At 58.1% G+C, this 16295-nt stretch carries 20 protein-coding genes; 15 read left to right on the forward strand and 5 right to left on the reverse strand.

Annotated features, from left to right (window positions below; genetic code table 11):
• The first annotated feature begins 34 nt into the window (after positions 1-34).
• Positions 35-565 carry a prolyl-tRNA synthetase associated domain-containing protein gene (locus tag ACR0AL_RS12125; RefSeq protein WP_480663194.1) on the forward strand — a complete coding sequence of 177 codons (531 nt, stop codon included), beginning with the start codon at positions 35-37 and terminating at the stop codon, positions 563-565.
• Here the strand turns inward: ACR0AL_RS12125 and ACR0AL_RS12130 are convergent, their stop codons facing one another.
• Both ACR0AL_RS12130 and ACR0AL_RS12135 read right to left on the reverse strand, forming a co-directional pair.
• Positions 566-1306 (reverse strand): aspartate/glutamate racemase family protein, encoded by a 741-nt coding sequence (locus tag ACR0AL_RS12130; protein WP_170377459.1) that lies wholly within the window; start codon positions 1304-1306, stop codon positions 566-568.
• Between the two features lie 73 nt (positions 1307-1379).
• Positions 1380-1961: an FMN-dependent NADH-azoreductase gene (locus ACR0AL_RS12135; RefSeq protein WP_170550833.1), complete on the reverse strand. Its 582-nt coding sequence runs from the start codon at positions 1959-1961 to the stop codon at positions 1380-1382.
• A gap of 117 nt (positions 1962-2078) precedes the next feature.
• On the opposite strand from ACR0AL_RS12135, the gene ACR0AL_RS12140 reads away from it, so the two are divergent.
• The 4 genes from ACR0AL_RS12140 to ACR0AL_RS12155 all read left to right on the forward strand — a co-directional run bounded on the left by ACR0AL_RS12140 (position 2079) and on the right by ACR0AL_RS12155 (position 4712).
• Positions 2079-2957: a LysR family transcriptional regulator gene (locus ACR0AL_RS12140; protein ID WP_170359977.1), complete on the forward strand. Its 879-nt coding sequence runs from the start codon at positions 2079-2081 to the stop codon at positions 2955-2957.
• Positions 2954-3868 (forward strand): DMT family transporter, encoded by a 915-nt coding sequence (locus ACR0AL_RS12145; protein WP_480663196.1) that lies wholly within the window; start codon positions 2954-2956, stop codon positions 3866-3868. Before ACR0AL_RS12140 ends, ACR0AL_RS12145 begins: the two co-directional genes overlap by 4 nt.
• 61 nt (positions 3869-3929) lie before the next feature.
• Complete coding sequence (locus tag ACR0AL_RS12150) at positions 3930-4211, forward strand: hypothetical protein (protein WP_170350333.1); 282 nt, start codon at positions 3930-3932, stop codon at positions 4209-4211.
• A gap of 87 nt (positions 4212-4298) precedes the next feature.
• On the forward strand, positions 4299-4712 hold the full coding sequence (locus ACR0AL_RS12155; RefSeq protein ID WP_425081495.1) for a universal stress protein: 414 nt from the start codon (positions 4299-4301) through the stop codon (positions 4710-4712).
• A gap of 2 nt (positions 4713-4714) precedes the next feature.
• Here the strand turns inward: ACR0AL_RS12155 and ACR0AL_RS12160 are convergent, their stop codons facing one another.
• Positions 4715-5050, reverse strand: a complete 336-nt coding sequence (locus tag ACR0AL_RS12160; protein WP_170350335.1) for an ArsR/SmtB family transcription factor — start codon at positions 5048-5050, stop codon at positions 4715-4717.
• 231 nt (positions 5051-5281) lie between these two features.
• On the opposite strand from ACR0AL_RS12160, the gene ACR0AL_RS12165 reads away from it, so the two are divergent.
• From ACR0AL_RS12165 to ACR0AL_RS12185, 5 genes are all read left to right on the forward strand, one after another.
• Entirely contained in the window at positions 5282-5614 is a 333-nt protein-coding gene (locus tag ACR0AL_RS12165; RefSeq protein ID WP_170350336.1) for an AtpZ/AtpI family protein, read from the forward strand.
• A gap of 2 nt (positions 5615-5616) precedes the next feature.
• Positions 5617-6375, forward strand: a complete 759-nt coding sequence (locus tag ACR0AL_RS12170) for a F0F1 ATP synthase subunit A (protein ID WP_170350337.1) — start codon at positions 5617-5619, stop codon at positions 6373-6375.
• A 48-nt stretch (positions 6376-6423) separates the two neighbouring features.
• On the forward strand, positions 6424-6648 hold the full coding sequence (locus ACR0AL_RS12175; RefSeq protein ID WP_008755373.1) for a F0F1 ATP synthase subunit C: 225 nt from the start codon (positions 6424-6426) through the stop codon (positions 6646-6648).
• An 86-nt stretch (positions 6649-6734) separates the two neighbouring features.
• Positions 6735-7286 (forward strand): F0F1 ATP synthase subunit B', encoded by a 552-nt coding sequence (locus ACR0AL_RS12180; protein ID WP_480663198.1) that lies wholly within the window; start codon positions 6735-6737, stop codon positions 7284-7286.
• A gap of 5 nt (positions 7287-7291) precedes the next feature.
• A complete protein-coding gene (locus tag ACR0AL_RS12185) occupies positions 7292-7852 on the forward strand; it encodes a F0F1 ATP synthase subunit B (protein ID WP_170350339.1) in 561 nt (186 codons plus the stop codon).
• A gap of 69 nt (positions 7853-7921) precedes the next feature.
• On the opposite strand, the gene ACR0AL_RS12190 is transcribed toward ACR0AL_RS12185, so the two are convergent.
• Both ACR0AL_RS12190 and ACR0AL_RS12195 read right to left on the reverse strand, forming a co-directional pair.
• A complete protein-coding gene (locus ACR0AL_RS12190) occupies positions 7922-8527 on the reverse strand; it encodes a hypothetical protein (protein WP_480663200.1) in 606 nt (201 codons plus the stop codon).
• Between the two features lie 261 nt (positions 8528-8788).
• Positions 8789-9559 carry a FadR/GntR family transcriptional regulator gene (locus ACR0AL_RS12195; RefSeq protein WP_170377475.1) on the reverse strand — a complete coding sequence of 257 codons (771 nt, stop codon included), beginning with the start codon at positions 9557-9559 and terminating at the stop codon, positions 8789-8791.
• A gap of 150 nt (positions 9560-9709) precedes the next feature.
• Between ACR0AL_RS12195 and ACR0AL_RS12200 the strand changes: the two genes are divergently transcribed.
• From ACR0AL_RS12200 to ACR0AL_RS12220, 5 genes are all read left to right on the forward strand, one after another.
• Entirely contained in the window at positions 9710-10909 is a 1200-nt protein-coding gene (locus ACR0AL_RS12200) for an aminotransferase-like domain-containing protein (RefSeq protein WP_480663202.1), read from the forward strand.
• Positions 10910-10954: 45 nt separating this feature from the next.
• Positions 10955-11365: a hypothetical protein gene (locus ACR0AL_RS12205; protein WP_226688913.1), complete on the forward strand. Its 411-nt coding sequence runs from the start codon at positions 10955-10957 to the stop codon at positions 11363-11365.
• A 140-nt stretch (positions 11366-11505) separates the two neighbouring features.
• A complete protein-coding gene (locus ACR0AL_RS12210; protein WP_480663204.1) occupies positions 11506-14961 on the forward strand; it encodes a chromosome segregation SMC family protein in 3456 nt (1151 codons plus the stop codon).
• A gap of 54 nt (positions 14962-15015) precedes the next feature.
• On the forward strand, positions 15016-15366 hold the full coding sequence (locus ACR0AL_RS12215) for a hypothetical protein (RefSeq protein ID WP_480663206.1): 351 nt from the start codon (positions 15016-15018) through the stop codon (positions 15364-15366).
• A gap of 131 nt (positions 15367-15497) precedes the next feature.
• Positions 15498-16295, forward strand: a complete 798-nt coding sequence (locus tag ACR0AL_RS12220; protein ID WP_170350346.1) for a class II glutamine amidotransferase — start codon at positions 15498-15500, stop codon at positions 16293-16295.

Raw genomic sequence — 16295 nt, forward strand, 5'->3', positions numbered from 1 at the left:
GTTGCGCGAAGAGCGCGTTACATAGGAGGTTCCCATGGACGCATCATCTGCCTTTCAAGATACATTGCCGCTCAGCTCTGACGCGCTGCTGACGCAGTTGGGCGATTGGGGGCTGGCCTATCGGTTGCACAGCCATATCCCGCTGCGCACGGTCGAGGATGCGAAAGGGGTTGAGGATCAGTTTCTGGTGCCCGGAGAAAATACGCTGCGGCTCAAGAACCTGTACCTGCGTGACAAGAAAAAGCGGAACTATCTGGTGACGCTGGAACAGAGCCGCGAGATTGACCTTAAAGCCCTGGGTGCGGAGTTGGGTGTCGGGAATCTGTCCTTCGGTTCGGCGGATCGTCTGATGCAGAACCTCGGTATCCGGCCCGGAGCGGTCAGCCCACTGGCGATGATCAATGGGGTTCAGAACGAAGTGCGGTTCTTTATGGATAGCGCGGCGCAGAATTCAGACGTGATCAACATGCACCCGCTGGTGAACGACCGTACCATAGTAATGACGCGCGCCGATCTGATGGCGTTCTTTGACCGGATCGGCTGTGAAGTGACCTGGTTGCCCTGATCAACCCTCCAGCGCTTCTTTCAAAGCCGCCTCGACATGCGCTGCGGACGGGTTAATGAATAGGTGTCCGTCGGACTTGAAAACGGGATCGTCCAGATGATCAGGAAAGGCCAGGGGTAACTCGGTGCAGGCCAGGAGGACGGCGGTGCCGGGGGTGGCATGTTTGTTGCAAAAGGTCAGTAGTCGTGTGCGGGCCGTGTCCGACGCGCCGCCGTAGAATTCGCTGTCGATCATGGCCTGCATCTCGGCAATCTCGGGTTCCGGCAGGCGGTCGTTGGCCGTGATGCCCTCTTTGGCCAGCCGATCGGCATAGTCAGTCGCCTGCATGGTCACCGCCGTCCCCAGAACCAGAGCGCTTGATGCTCCGGCAGAGGCAGTGGCTTCGGCGGTTGCGTCAAAAATGCTCAGAATTGGCATCGCCACACCTTGCCGGATCGCGTGCAGCCTTGCGTGTGGCGTGTTCGAGGCGATGATGCCGAAATCGCAGCCTGCGCGTTCCAACGTCAAAAGGGCCTCGCGGAAGACGGCGTCGAATTCGGCCCAGCTGGCCTCATCCCCTGCCACACCGCGCAGGGCGCGGGTTTTGGCCTGTGTGACGGATTCAATGGTCATGGGCGGGATGGGTAGTGGCGAGCCGTGACCGAGGTCAGCAAAATACCGGCCCGCGCCCTGTGCAATCGCCCGGTAATAATCCACGGTCGAGGCCCAGCCCACTCCGCCCAGAATTCCGATCTTTTTCATAACTAACGCCCAGCCTGCCAATTCCCGTTCGGGAGGCAGACTGGACGTTTCGGCGTATAAAGACCAGAGGCGATCAGGCCGCCAGCTCAGTTACTGCCTTGTGGGCGTTGTTCAGCGTGGCCTCGGCGTCCAGCGCCATTTTGTCGGCGGCGACCACGTCGACATTGGTGATGCCAATAAAGCCCAGAACGTGACGCACATAGTTGGTAGCAAAATCGATCTCGGACCCAACGGCAGTGCCGCCCGAGGCGATGGCCAGAACCACGCGTTTGTCTGTCAGCAGTCCCACTGGGCCGTTCTCAGTATACGAGAATGTCAGGCCGACGCGGGCAACCAGATCAATCCAGGCTTTGAATGCGGCAGGTACCGAAAAGTTATAGATCGGTAAACCGATGACGATGGTGTCGGCCTGTTGCAGCTCGCCTACCAGTGAATCCGATAGCGCCAGATGTTCGCGCTGCGCGTCGTTGCGCTGATCGCCGGGGGTGAAGTTGGCGCTGATCCAGTCCTCGGTCAGCAGGGGCAGGGGGGAGGCCAGATCGCGGCGGATAATGCGTGCAGCACCCAGATGGTTGACGATACGGTTGGACAGATCGCGGGTAGCTGAACCTTCACGGCGGGCCGAGGCGTCGATATGCAGGATGGTCTTGGTCATTTCACTTGGTCCTTCTGATAGGATTTTCGTCTGCGGCCAATATGGATATTGCGAGAATGAACAAAACTCGGATATATCAACACTGACTGTTGGAATTTGCACATCTGAGGTAATGCCGTGGACAATTGGGACGAAGTAAGAACCGCTTATCAGGTTGCCCGTATGGGGACCGTCAGCGGCGCGGCCGAGGTTTTGGGCGTGCATCATGCCACCGTGATCCGCCATATCGACGCGATCGAGGCACGGCTGGGTGTCAAACTGTTCCAGCGTCATGCGCGTGGTTACACGCCGACCGAAGCCGGGGATGATCTGTTGCGTGTGGCACAAGCGACCGAGGATCAGTTCAACCAACTGGTCGGGCGAATGAAGGGGCGGGGGGACGATGTCTCGGGGGAGTTGGTTGTAACGTCTCTGTCCTCACTGGCGCCTTTGGTGGTTCCGGTACTTAGTGAATTCCAACGCCTGCACCCGGGCTTGATCGTGCGCTATCTGACTGGGGATCGCCTGTTTCGTCTGGAATATGGCGAAGCGCATGTGGCGATCCGGGCGGGTTCGGCCCCTGATCAACCGGACAATGTGGTGCAGCCGTTTATCGATCAGGAAGTCGGGCTTTATGCCAGTACAGCATATGTGGAGCGTCACGGTCAGCCCAAGAGTGTCGAGGACCTTAGAAACCATTTCTTCGTTGGTGCCGACGATGAAAACAGCCGCGCTCCGTTTTCGCGCTGGTTGCGCAAGACCGTACCGGCCGAAAACATCATATTTCGCTGTACCAATAATTTCTGCAACCGCGAGGCGGTTATGTCCGGGGCTGGGATCGGCTTCATGGCTCGTTGGGAGGCGGGCCGCGACCCCAGTCTGATCGAGGTCATAGAGCCGCTGCCCGAATGGTTCGGGAATCTGTGGCTTGTGACCCATGTGGACCTGCACCGCACCACCAAGGTTCAGAGTTTCCTGACCTATCTGAAAGAGCAATCCAAAGGTTGGTCGGCGTGAGCCCTCAGGCCCAGGGCCATCTGGCCATGCTGGTTTTTTCGGCTCTGGTGGCGGGCAGTTTTTCGCTGGGGTCACTGATCGCCAACCAGATCGCGCCCGAAGCGATCACGGCAGCTCGATTTCTGATCGCATCGGTTGTGATCGGCGTTGCGGCGCTTCTGACGACCGGCTTGTCCCGAAGCGCGGCGCAGGCACCCTGGCGTTATCTGGTCTTGGGCGGATTGTTCGCCAGCTATTTCGTGCTGATGTTCCATGGATTGAAGACCGCGCCCCCGGTCAGCGCAGCGGCAGTGTTCACGCTGACGCCGGTGATGTCAGCGGTTGCAGGGTGGGTGTTGCTGCGGCAGGTCACCACGCCAAGAATGGCTTTTGCCCTGTCAGTTGGCGCAGTGGGCGCGCTTTGGGTCATTTTCCGGGCCGACTGGCGGGCCTTTATGGCGTTCGAGATCGGTGGCGGTGAGATCATCTATTTCTGGGGCTGTTTGGCGCATGCGATCTACACGCCCATGGTGCGCAAGCTGAACCGAGGCGAGCCGGCGGTGGTGTTCACCTTTGGTACTCTGGTCGCGGGCTGCGTGTTGCTGACGTTGTATGGTTGGGCCGAGATCCGCGCGACCAACTGGGCCAACCTGCCGCTGATTGTTTGGGTCGGATTGCTCTATGTCTCGATCTTTGCCACAGCGGCCAGCTTTGTTCTGGTGCAATTCGCAACCCTGCGGCTGCCTTCGGCCAAAGTGATGGCTTACACCTATCTGACGCCCAGCTGGGTGATCCTGTGGGAGGTTGCATTGGGTCAGAAGCCCCCAGGCTTACTGGTGTTTGTGGGTGCAATTCTCACCGTCGTGGCGCTTGTACTCTTGTTAAAGGCCGAGGATCAGCCGCGCGCATCATCCAAGCCCGTGCCCGAATGACGCTTGTATTCCCGTCAGATTGTGCGAGCGTTGGTTGCCGGCAAAACAGGGGCAATAACCAATGAGACCAGCACTTTATCTGATCACGGTGGTGGGGCTGTCGGCCTGTACGCAAACGTCCTCGGGCAATGCGGTTTCAGAAACGGATTTGCAGGGCAGTTGTGAAGCGCTTGTTTCCGCCGAAACGGGGGTTGGCCCCAAGGACGTGAGCGCCATTTCCACCCGGTCCGAGCCGACAGGATCGGTGACGACCTTGTCGGTCGCTGGGGCGCAGGCACCATGGTTGTGCATGTCTGATCCGTTCGGTGTCATCACGGGTGTGCAATACAGCCAAGAAGGTTAGTGGCCGTCAGGGTTCAGACGCCCGTTGAGGCAGATCAATGTCGATACATGCGAATAACCTTATGCTTGGGACCAAGGAGGATTCGTCATGTATACTCACATTATGTTCCCGGTTGACTTGCATCTTCCCCCCGAGGTTCGCAAAGCCGCCGATGTCGCTGCTGAAATTGCCAAGTGGCAGGATGCGAAGATAACCGTAGTCAGTGTGACCGGAACTCAACCCGGTGACCCGGTTCAGACGGACGCAGCAGTCAACGAAGAATTGCAGGGTTTCGCCGATGAACTGGCCAAGAGCGGCGGGACAGAAGTCGCATACCGCAATATTCACTCGGTCGATGTTGCAGCTGAGGTTGACGGTGACCTTATGCGCGCCGCCGAGGAAATTGGTGCTGACCTGATTGTTGTGGGAACTCACGCCCCGCGGATCACGGACTATATCTTTTCAAGCCATGCAGGATACCTGGCCAATCACGCCAAGGTTTCGGTTTTCGTCGTGCGCTAAATCTAGGGATCGTCAGCCGCAGGCAGTTCAATTTCCAGAAACCGTTCGAACGCGTCCAGATTGACGGGCTCGAACTGTCCAAAGCCTTGCATCCAGACCGACGCCGTGCGCAAAGCGTCAGGTTCCAGCTTGCACCACTTTACCCGTCCGCGTTTTTCCTGGCTGATCAATCCAGCCTTGGTCAGGATCACCAGATGTTTCGAGATTGCGGCCAATGACATCTCGAACGGTTCTGCCACATCGGTCACGGCCATATCATCCTCAAGCAGCATCGCCAGAATGGCGCGGCGCGTGGGGTCGGCGAGAGCTGCGAATACGGTGTCGAGATCATTGGACATGCCTTCGCTCAACCACAGCCTTCGAGTTTGGTCAACCATTTGGTTGAATATGCGGATTCAGGGGTTTTGGTTGAAGTCGCTGCGCTTGCGCAGGTTTTCCCTTGGCTGAGGTTGGGTGAAAAACACTTAAAATCAATCATTTAAACTGCGTCAATTCGGTTGCTCAACGCCGTTGACTCTGTGCGCCTTGCCCCTTAGCACCCTACCCAAGACTGTGCGAGGGAAACGCCCGTGACCGATGATGACCAAAAGCAGCGTATGGCGCAGCTGGAGGCGAAGATCGAGGCGGCGAAAAAGGCGAAGCAGCCAAAGCCTCGTGCAGATGCTGACGTGTCCGGGGGCGAGCTTGCCTGGAGGATGGTCATCGAAATGGTATCCGGTCTGGGGATCGGATTTGGCATCGGATACGGGCTGGACAGCCTGCTCGGGACGATCCCGATCTTTCTGGTGCTGTTCACATTGCTGGGCCTTGTCGCCGGAGTGAAAGTAATGCTCCGCAGCGCCAAAGAGGTTCAAGAGAAACAAACGGCAGCGACGGCTGCCGAGAAGGACGAAAGGGACTGAACGTGGCGACTGAGACCACCGCAGCAGAAGGCAGCAGCCTGGTTTTCCACCCGATGGATCAGTTCATCGTCAAACCGCTTTTCGGTGACGGTGCAATTGCATGGTACACGCCCACCAACGTGACCCTGTGGATGTTCCTGGCGATTGCCGCGATCTTTGCTCTGCTGGTTCTCAGCACTTCGAAACGCGCGATTGTTCCGACCCGGATGCAGTCGGTGGCTGAACTGGCCTATGGTTTCATCTACAAGATGCTGGAAGACATCTGCGGCAAGGAAGGCGTTAAGTACTTCCCCTATGTCATGACCCTGTTCATGTTCATCGTCTGCGCAAACTTCCTGGGCATGATCCCGACGTCCTTTACTACCACATCGCATTTCGCCGTGACCATCCCGTTGGCACTGGCCGTGTTCCTGACCGTGACCGTTCTGGGTTTCGTCAAGAACGGTGCCGCGTTTCTGGGCCTGTTCTGGGTTTCCAGCGCACCGCTGGCCCTGCGTCCGGTTCTGGCGATCATCGAGCTGATTTCGTACTTCGTACGCCCTGTCAGCCACTCCATTCGTCTTGCCGGTAACGTCATGGCGGGCCACGCGGTTATCAAGGTGTTCGCAGGCTTTGCCGCGATCGCCGTGATCTCACCCGTGTCTGTTCTGGCGATCACCGCAATGTATGGCCTCGAGGTCCTTGTGTCCTTTATCCAGGCGTACGTATTCACCATTCTGACCTGTGTTTACCTGAAAGATGCGCTGCATCCTTCGCACTAAGGTCTGATACCCCAACATCGAAACTTCCAATTCGTAAGGAGATACATCATGGAAGGCGATCTCGCACACATCGGCGCAGGCCTGGCAGCAATCGGTTCCGGCGCAGCCGCAATCGGGGTGGGCAACGTTGCAGGCAACTTCCTGTCCGGCGCCCTGCGCAACCCTTCGGCGGCTGCTTCGCAGACCGCAACCCTGTTCATCGGTATCGCGTTCGCAGAAGCCCTGGGGATCTTCGCATTCCTGGTCTCGCTGCTGCTGATGTTCGCCGTATAATCTGCGGAACCTGATCCTTACGCGCAGGTGGGTCCAAGCCATAGCGGCCCACCTGTTGTAAAGACAACGTTCCGACGGAGGATATCATGGCGACTGAACCCCTTACAGAAGAGGTAGCTGGCTCGTGCGTCGACTCCTATGGCTCTGCCATCGGTATGCCGCAGCTCTGCTTCGATTGGTTCCCCAACCAGATTTTCTGGCTGGTCATTACGCTGGTCGTCATCTTTCTGGTCCTGTCCCGCGTGGCTTTGCCTCGCATCGCGGCAATCCTGGCTGAACGTCAGGGGACCATTACAAATGACCTGGCTGCGGCCGAAGATCTGAAGGCCAAGGCGGTCGAGGCCGAAGAGGCCTATAACAAGGCGCTGGCCGATGCCCGTGCCGAAGCGCAGCGTATCGCTGCCGAAGCACGCGCAGAAATCCAGTCTGGTCTGGATGACGCGATTGCCAAGGCGGACGCGGAAATCGCTGCAAAGGCGGCTGAATCGGAAAAGGCAATCGCCGAAATCCGTGCCGGTGCGCTGGAAAGCATTCAAGTGGTTGCCAAGGACACGGCGGCTGAACTGGTTACTGCACTGGGCGGTGAGGCGGATGCCAAAGCCATTGACGGTGCTGTTGACGCGCAGATGAAAGGATAAGCGACATGCGGAACACTCTTGCCCTTATCCTGACCTTTGGCGCTGCCAGCCCCGCGCTGGCCGCAAGCGGCCCGTTCTTCTCGCTTGGCAACACCGACTTTGTGGTCCTGTTGGGCTTTATTGTCTTCATCGCGGTCCTGTTCTATTTCAAGGTGCCGGGTATGATCGGTGGCGCGCTGGACAACCGCGCCGAGGGCATCAAGTCCGAGTTGGATGAAGCCCGTGCCCTACACGAAGAAGCCCGCACCCTGTTGGCCTCGTACGAGCGCAAGCAACGCGAAGTTCAAACGCAGGCAGACGCGATTGTGGCGGCTGCAAAAGACGACGCCGCGCTGGCGGCCGAACAGGCCAAGGCCGATCTGGAAAAGTCCATTGCGCGCCGTCTGGCCGCTGCACAGGATCAGATCGCATCGGCCGAGGCTTCGGCAGTTAAAGAGGTGCGTGATCAGGCGATTACTGTTGCTGTTTCGGCGGCAAATGCGGTTCTGGCCAAGCAGATGACGGCGACGCAGGCGAACAAGCTGATCGACGCTGCAATTGCCGATGTGGGCGAAAAGCTGCACTAAGATCTTCACATGATGAAATTGAAAAACCCGGCCTCAGAGCCGGGTTTTTTCTTTCTTACGATGCGAAGATCAAGCCGCTGAGCGTTGACTTGGCAGCCGGTTCAGAATGTCCGCATATTTGGCTGAGGCGACAAACAGTTCCGGTAGTTCGCTCAGTACAGCGTCGATGGGATCGTAAACCGCCGACGCTTGATCTAGAATCTCATCGGGTATGGATTTCTTTGCGCGTTCTATTCTTTCGGGCAGGGAAAAGTTCAACTCCAGAAAATCGGCAACTTCGCTCTGTCTGCGCCAGATGGCATCATAGTTCAGGCACAGGACAGGTACGTTTTCGATCGTGGCCCATTGCCTCATCTGCTCTGCTTGGTTGAGAACGTCATATTTGAATAGATCCTCAAAAGTTCCTTTGGCGTGAAGATGTGCGAAATGCTGACGGATCCAGTCGCGACCATAGCGACCAAGCACGGAATAGACCGAAAGCGCCGAGTCTTTTGTCGGGCCATGGCAGAACAAGACCTTGACGTTGTCACGACCTCTCAGCACGCCGGGAAAATCATGTGTTTTGACAAGGTTTCCCTGATGCAATTCGGCCTGTGCCAGCTCCATTTCAAAGGTCGCTTTGGGCTTGGGCCACACACGCCGCTGCTTTTGCGCCTTCCACAAAGCATCAAACATGAGCGTGCTACCGGATCGACCGTTGCTGGCAACGATCAAGCAGGGGTTCGTTTTTGGGCGTTGCCCGGGTTTGAAAAGGATCATGTCAGACACCAGGGTTTCAGCGACGGTTAAGGTTCGCGACTTGCCTGTTTAATTGGTTTAGCTGCAGGTCAATATCCAGCAGATAACCACCAGAAATTGCGTAATAAAATATGAACTTTTTGTGTTCGGATTTGAGCCGCGACAGTTGGACGGTGCACTGATACCTCGCGCGCCTCTTCAGGTTTGACCGGTCTCATGCTGCAGCCGTTGCTGTGCGATGGCTTCGTTTCGCAGGGCTTTCTGGTGATCTTCCATACAGCTCTGGACATAGTTCAGATGCTGCTGGACTGCATCGCGGGCTGCATCGGGGTCGCGTACCTGCAGGGCCGTGTTGATCGCGCGGTGCTGGTCCAGAATGGCACCACGCGTTGTGCGCTGCTGAAACATCATCTGACGATTGTAGAACACGCCCTGTTGCAGCAGGTCGTACATCGACCGCATCATATGCAGCATAACTACGTTGTGGCTGGCCTCGATGATGGCCATGTGGAATTGCGCATCCAATTGTGCCTCGTCCTGAGGGGCGTTGCGCGCATGCGCAGCCTGCATCTTGTCGAAAATCGCCTGAACCACTTTCAAATCGCTGTCTGATCCCAGCCGTGCGGCACGCTCGGCCGCCAACCCTTCTAGATCGCGGCGGAAAGACAGATAGTCGAACACCGCTTCTTCGTGGCTGCTGAACAGCCGAACCAGCGCCGGGGAGAAGGCAGAGCCCAGAACCTCGGCCACATAGATACCGGACCCGGCCTTGGCGGTCAGCAACCCCTGATCCTGCAATTCCGAGATCGCTTCGCGCAACGAGGGGCGCGATACGCCCAGCCGCTCTGCCAACTCGCGTTCCGCCGGAAGCCGCTCGCCTGGGCGCAGGATGCCACGCAGGATCAGCAATTCGATCTGTTTCACCACTGCGATGGACAGCTTTTCAGTCTGGACTTTTTGAAAGGGCATGTCGGCTTTTCCGAAATTGGTCAAATCATATGACCACGTAATATTGACCGGTTCAAGAACAGGTGAATGTTGGTTCGGAATATTAGGTCAGAATGATTGACATTAAATAAATCACGCTTAGTCTGCCCTGCGAGGTAGGGGAGGAGATCAATGTCGACCAAAGACCTGTTTGCCACGCGAACAAAGCGGATGAAAGCGTCCGAGATACGCGAATTGCTCAAGCTGTTGGACCAGCCGGGCATTATTTCCTTCGCGGGAGGAATTCCGGATCCGGCGTTGTTTCCGGCAGAGGGTTTTGCCGCTGCGTTCCAGAACGCACTGGGCACTGAACTAAAAGATCAGGCGCTGCAATATTCCGTCAGCGAGGGCTATGTCCCGCTGCGGGAATGGCTAGTCGATCACATGCGCCAGATCGGGATCGACTGCGGGCTTGATAACATCCTGATCACGTCGGGTTCGCAGCAGGCACTGGACTACTTGGGCAAGTTGTACCTGTCGCCGGGTGATACAGCACTGGTCGGATGGCCCACCTATCTGGGGGCACTGGCCGCGTTCAATGCCTATGAACCGCGCTTTGACCGGCTTGGCATCAACGGCAACCGCAGGGCGGCTGAATACGCTGCCGCAGCGGGTGAGGGGGCTGTTAAATTTGCGTATCTGTCGCCTGACTTTGCCAACCCGACCGGAGAAACTGTAGACCTGCGCGGCCGCGAAACCCTGCTCGATCTGGCGGACGAATTGAACTGCGCTGTGATCGAAGACGGCGCCTATCAGGCCCTGCGCTATGATGGGGAAGCAATTCCGCCAGTTCTGGCGTTGGAATTGGCGCGCAAAGGGTCGATCGAAAACTGCAGGACGATTTATTGTGGCAGCTTCTCGAAAACCCTGTCTCCGGGCCTTCGGGTGGGATGGGTCGTGGCGGCTAAGCCTGTAATTTCGCAGCTGGTGTTGATGAAACAGGCAGCTGACTTGCATTCCGCGACGATCAACCAAATGGCTATCAACGAAGTGGCGCGTGCCTGCTTTGATACGCACATCCCCATGTTGCGCCGCGTTTACGGCGCACGACGCGATGCGATGCTCAGCGCATTGCGCGAACATATGCCCGGTGGGGTGGACTGGACCAAGCCCGAGGGCGGCATGTTCATTTGGGTGACCTTGCCCAAGGGCCTCAGCGGGGCTGACCTGCTGGCCAAGGCGCTTGAGACGGTGAAGGTGGCTTTTGTTCCCGGCCAGGCGTTCTTTCCGGACGAATCCGGGGCCAATACTATCCGTCTGAGCTTTTCGAATTCGGATGAGGCAACAATCCGCGAGGGTATCCGCCGGTTGGGCGACGTCCTGCGAACCTAAATGCAGGAAAGGTTCTGTTAACCATATTGCGGCAATGCTGGCGGTATGATCCGGTATCTGTTCCTCCTATCGGTGCTGGCCGCCTGTTCGGTCGGCACCCCTTATTTCCGGGATATCCCTGCAACCCGCATCGCCGTGAACGGCAGTGTCTTTGACGTACGCGTGCGCGGGGATCTGGCCGAGGCCGTGCGGATCAACACCCAATACGCCCCGCGTCTGGGGCCGATCAAAGATCGGGCGGGGCTGGCCATGGCGCAGGTTTCGGGCTGTCCAATCCTGGATGTACTGGGCGACGCCGCGGTGACCGTTGGTGTGCTGGGCTGTGACCACGAGGCGGGGGAACGTCTGTTGCTGACCGCCATCTCGACACCGAATTACGAATGCGTCGATTATGGTGTTTATGAGGATATCGGGAAGGAGTACGGCTTTCAGGTGTTCGAGTGTACGCCGTACTGAGATACGCGTATTCCTGCGCATTTCGGCAAGATATTGTGGATAAGTCGGGGTGATATCCCATATCCTGCGCAACTTCGTTGACTCAGCCCCCATCCGTTGCGCAGACTTCCTTCACATAGGAATCACAGGACTCATTGCCTTTGCGCTTTAGCAAACTCAAACTTACCGGCTTCAAAAGCTTTGTTGATCCGACCGATCTGATCATTGCGGATGGGTTGACCGGTGTGGTGGGCCCGAATGGCTGTGGCAAGTCCAACCTTCTGGAAGCTCTGCGTTGGGTGATGGGGGAAAACCGCCCCAAATCCATGCGTGGCGGCGCGATGGAGGATGTGATTTTTGCAGGCGCCGCGACGCGCCCAGCCCGTAACTTTGCCGAAGTTGTCCTGACCATGGACAACTCGGAACGGCTGGCACCGTCAGGGTTCAACGACGCGGATCAGCTTGAAATCGTGCGTCGCATCACCCGCGACGTAGGCAGCGCCTATAAGACCAATGGTAAGGACGTGCGGGCGAGAGATGTTCAGATGCTGTTCGCCGATGCTTCGACAGGTGCGCATTCACCTGCGCTTGTTGGGCAGAACCGCATTGCCGAACTTATCAACGCCAAACCCCGCGCCCGCCGCCGCATTCTGGAAGAGGCCGCAGGTATCTCGGGTCTTTATCAACGTCGGCACGAAGCCGAATTGAAGTTGAAGGGCACTGAATCCAATCTGACCCGCGTCGACGATGTGCTTGAACAACTGGGCGGTCAGCTTGCGCAACTGGCGCGCCAGGCCCGTCAGGCCGCGCGCTATCGCGAGATTGGCGAGCAACTGCGCCAGGCCGAAGGCATGTTGCTCTATCGTCGCTGGAAAGAGGCAGACATGGCCCGCCAGCAGGCCGAAGAAAAGCTGCGCGAACGGATCACCGAGGCGTCGCGGGCCGAGGCCGAAGCCCGCGCGGCCGCCACCAAACGTGCCGAAATCGAAGAGACCCTGCCACCTCTGCGCGAAGAAGAAGCCATCGCCGCCGCCGTCCTGCAACGCCAGCAGGTACAACGTGATGCCCTGTCGGATCAGGAATCTCGCGCCCGCCAGACCATTGAGACGCTGACCAACCGTATTCAGCAATTGGGCAACGATATAGAACGCGAAACCGGCCTGAATCGCGATGCCGGCCAGATGATCGAACGTCTGGAATGGGAAGCGCGCGAATTGGCCAAGGCCGCCGAAGGGCACGAGGATAAGGTGGCCGAGGCTGCCGAAATCGCGCGTGAGGCGGCGTCAGTGTTGCAGGACCGCGAAGATCATCTGTCGCAGGAAACCGAGGATATGGCGCGCTTGGTCGCCCGCCACCAATCGGCGCAGCGTCTGGTTGAAGACAGCCGCAAGACGTTGACTCGATCCGAGGCCGAAGAGGAAAAGGCCCGCAGCGCCGTGGATGAGGCGCGCGAAGCTTTGACCAACGCAAGCGACGCTTTTGAGACTGCGCAAGAGGGCGAGGAAGAAGCCCGCGAGGCGGCTGAGGCCGCCGAGGAAGCGCTGGCCGCAGCGGATGAGCTGCGCAATGATACGCAAGCGCGTGAGGCTGAGGCCCGCGCACAACGGTCTGAGGCCGAGGGCGAACTGGGCGCGATCCGTGCCGAAACCTCAGCGCTGGCAAAGCTGGTGGAACGCGACACAGCCGAAGGCGGTCAGGTACTTGACCTGCTACGCGTCGAACCCGGTTACGAAAAGGCACTCGGAGCTGCACTGGCCGATGATCTGCGTGCCCCACTGGTCGAAGGCGACGGTCCATCGGGTTGGGTGCAGGTAGCGGGTTATGATGCTGATCAGCCATTGCCGGATGGGGTTGAACCGCTGGCGCTGCATGTGTCTGGCCCGGATCGCCTGAGCCGTCGGATCGCGCAGATTGGTCTGGTTGATGCGGATCAGGGCGCGCGTTTGCAGGCTTCGCTGAAGCCGGGGCAGCGTCTGGTGTCCCGGTCCGGCGATTTGTGGCGGTGGGACGGGTTCCGCGCCTGGGCTGAGGATGCACCAAGCGCCGCTGCCCTGCGGCTGGAGCAGCTCAATAAGCTGGAGGCGCTGAAACAGGAGCTGACCCGCACCGAGGCACAGGCCCAAGGTGCCCGCGCCGCGCATGAGGCGTTGTCGCAGCAACTGGCTGATGTCACCGAAGCAGACCGCCGCGCCCGCGATGCCCGCCGCGCCGCCGATCAGCGTATGGCCGAAACCGCTCGCGCGCTCAGCCGCGCCGAAGCTGACCGCAATCTGGCGCAAGGCAAGCTTGAGACCCTGTCGCTGGCCGTGGATCGCCACAAAGAGGACGCCATGTCCGCCCGCGCGCAGCTGCGCGAGGCCGAGGGGGCGTTGACCGGTCTGGGCGATCTCGACACCGCCCGCGCGCAGGTCGAAGATATCAAACAGACGGTCGAGGCTGCGCGGATCACTATGCTGACCCATCGCTCGTCCCATGATGAATTGCGCCGCGAGGGCGAGGCCCGCACGCGACGCTCGCAAGAGGTCACAAAAGACCTCAGCGGTTGGAAGCATCGTCTGGAAACGGCGGAAAAACGGATATCAGAACTGGCCGAACGCAAGGAAAGTTCGGAAGAAGAGCTGTCCGAAGCGATGGCAGCGCCCAGCGAGATCGCTGAAGCCCGCGAGGAGCTGAACGAGCTGATTGAAACCGCCGAGGCCCGTCGCGCCGAGGCCGCCGATAAGTTGGCCGAAGCCGAAACCCAGCAGCGCGAAGTGGTGCTGGCCGAACGCGATGCGGAACGTCAGGCTTCGGAAGCACGCGAATCCCGCGCGGCGGCAGAAGCACGTTGTGATGCCGCCAAGGAAAGCGTGACTGCAACGGCAGAACGGATTGCTGAAGATCAGCAGCTGACCCCGAACCAGTTGCTGAATCAGTTAGACGTGAACCCCGATCAGATGCCTGCCGCCGACGCGCTTGAGGCCGAAGTGAACCGTCACAAGCGCCAGCGCGATGCGATGGGAGCAGTGAACCTGCGCGCTGAAGAAGATGCCAAAGAAGTTCAGGAAGAGTTTGACACACTGAACAGCGAAAAGGCGGATTTGGAAGAGGCAATCAAAGCCCTGCGCTCTGGTATCGCCAGCCTCAACCGCGAAGGCCGCGAACGTCTGTTGACCGCGTTTGAACAAGTGAACTCAAACTTTGCCATGCTGTTCAAGCACCTCTTCGGCGGTGGCGAGGCCAATTTGGTTATGGTCGAAAGCGACGATCCGCTGGATGCCGGGCTTGAGATCATGTGCCAGCCGCCGGGCAAGAAATTGTCGACGCTCAGCCTGTTGTCGGGTGGCGAACAGACCCTGACGGCGACGGCCTTGATTTTCGGCGTCTTCCTCGCCAATCCGGCCCCGATTTGTGTGTTGGACGAGGTCGACGCGCCGCTTGACGATGCCAACGTCACCCGGTTCTGCGACCTGCTGGATGAGATGTGCCGCCAGACCGATACACGTTTCCTGATCATCACTCACCACGCGGTGACGATGGCGCGGATGGATCGTCTGTTCGGCGTGACCATGCAGGAACAGGGCGTCAGCCAGCTTGTCTCGGTCGATCTGAAAAAGGCCGAGCAGATGGTCGCTTGACCCATCACTGCAACGTTATGCCCTTTTCATCACCATTCGGGGTAGGGTGTTGGTATGACCCGTCTTTTGATCCTTATCCTGCTGATCGCACGCCCGGTATGGGCGGCGGAATGGCCAACCAAACCCGGAGATATTCCCCTGACGCCAACAGAACTGGAGGCGCTGGCCGGGCGCACACTGACCTTTTATGATGATGGGCAATCCAGTTTCTCAGTCGGCGGAGCCTACTCTTACACCTATGCCAGCGGTGAATCCGCCTTTGGCACCTATTCGATCGCCGAGGATGGCAGCGTCTGCATCCAGTACAGAAACGGGTTCGACCGCTGCGATTTGTATGTGCGCAGCGGCGAACGACTGATCCTGATTGATCAAAAGGGCGATCGTTATCCGGTGCGACCGGAGTAATTGATTGGCAAATGTGAACTCTGGTTGTCATGTGATAGAAGAAATTCCAAAAAAGTTGGAAATTTGGGAAAAAAACTACTCAATGAGTTGATATACCAGCCACATCTGAAAATTTTTGAATAGGCGAACAGATGTGTCGGTTTCTGGCTTGGGTCGGCGAGCAGCGGTATCTTGATGAATTGGTTCTGGATCAAGAGCAATCTCTTGTCATTCAGAGCCGCAACGCGCTGATCGGGAAGACGCCCGTAAATGCTGATGGATTTGGGCTTGCGTGGTATTCTGATCGTGAGACGCCATGTTTTTATAAAGATACACACCCAGCCTGGTCGGACGCAAACCTTAAGCAATTGACCCATCATACCAGATCGCGCCTTTTCCTGGCCCACGTTCGGGCCTCGACCGGGACAGCCACGTCTCGGAACAACTGTCATCCTTTTGGGGTCGGTGCATGGAGCTTTATGCACAATGGCCAAGCCGGAGGGCATGATCTGATCCGGCAGGAACTGGACGCGATGATCCCAGCACATCTGTATGGGTATAGATTTGGCGCAACAGAAAGCGAAGCGATCTTTCTGATCGCGCAAGGCGAGGGGCTAGACGCTGACCCGGTAGCAGCAATGTCCCGAGCGGTCGCGCGAGTGGAGGCGGCGTCAAGACGATGCGGTGTGTTACCCTATCTTAGGTTCGCGGCCTGCTGGTCAGATGGAGAACGTATATTTGCAGCGCGTTATGCTTCGGATCGGTACGCGCCGAGCCTGCATTACCGTCGCTGCAAAGATGGTATTATCATCTCATCAGAACCATTGGATGGTGACAGCGACGGCTGGGTCGAAATTCAGCCGAACACTGCAATCGAAACGGAAGGATCAGAGATCATTTCACACGCGTTCGAACCTGGCCGAGCACTTTTTGCGGCAAAAAGCGCGTAA

The organism is Ruegeria sp. BB1 (assembly GCF_056539465.1).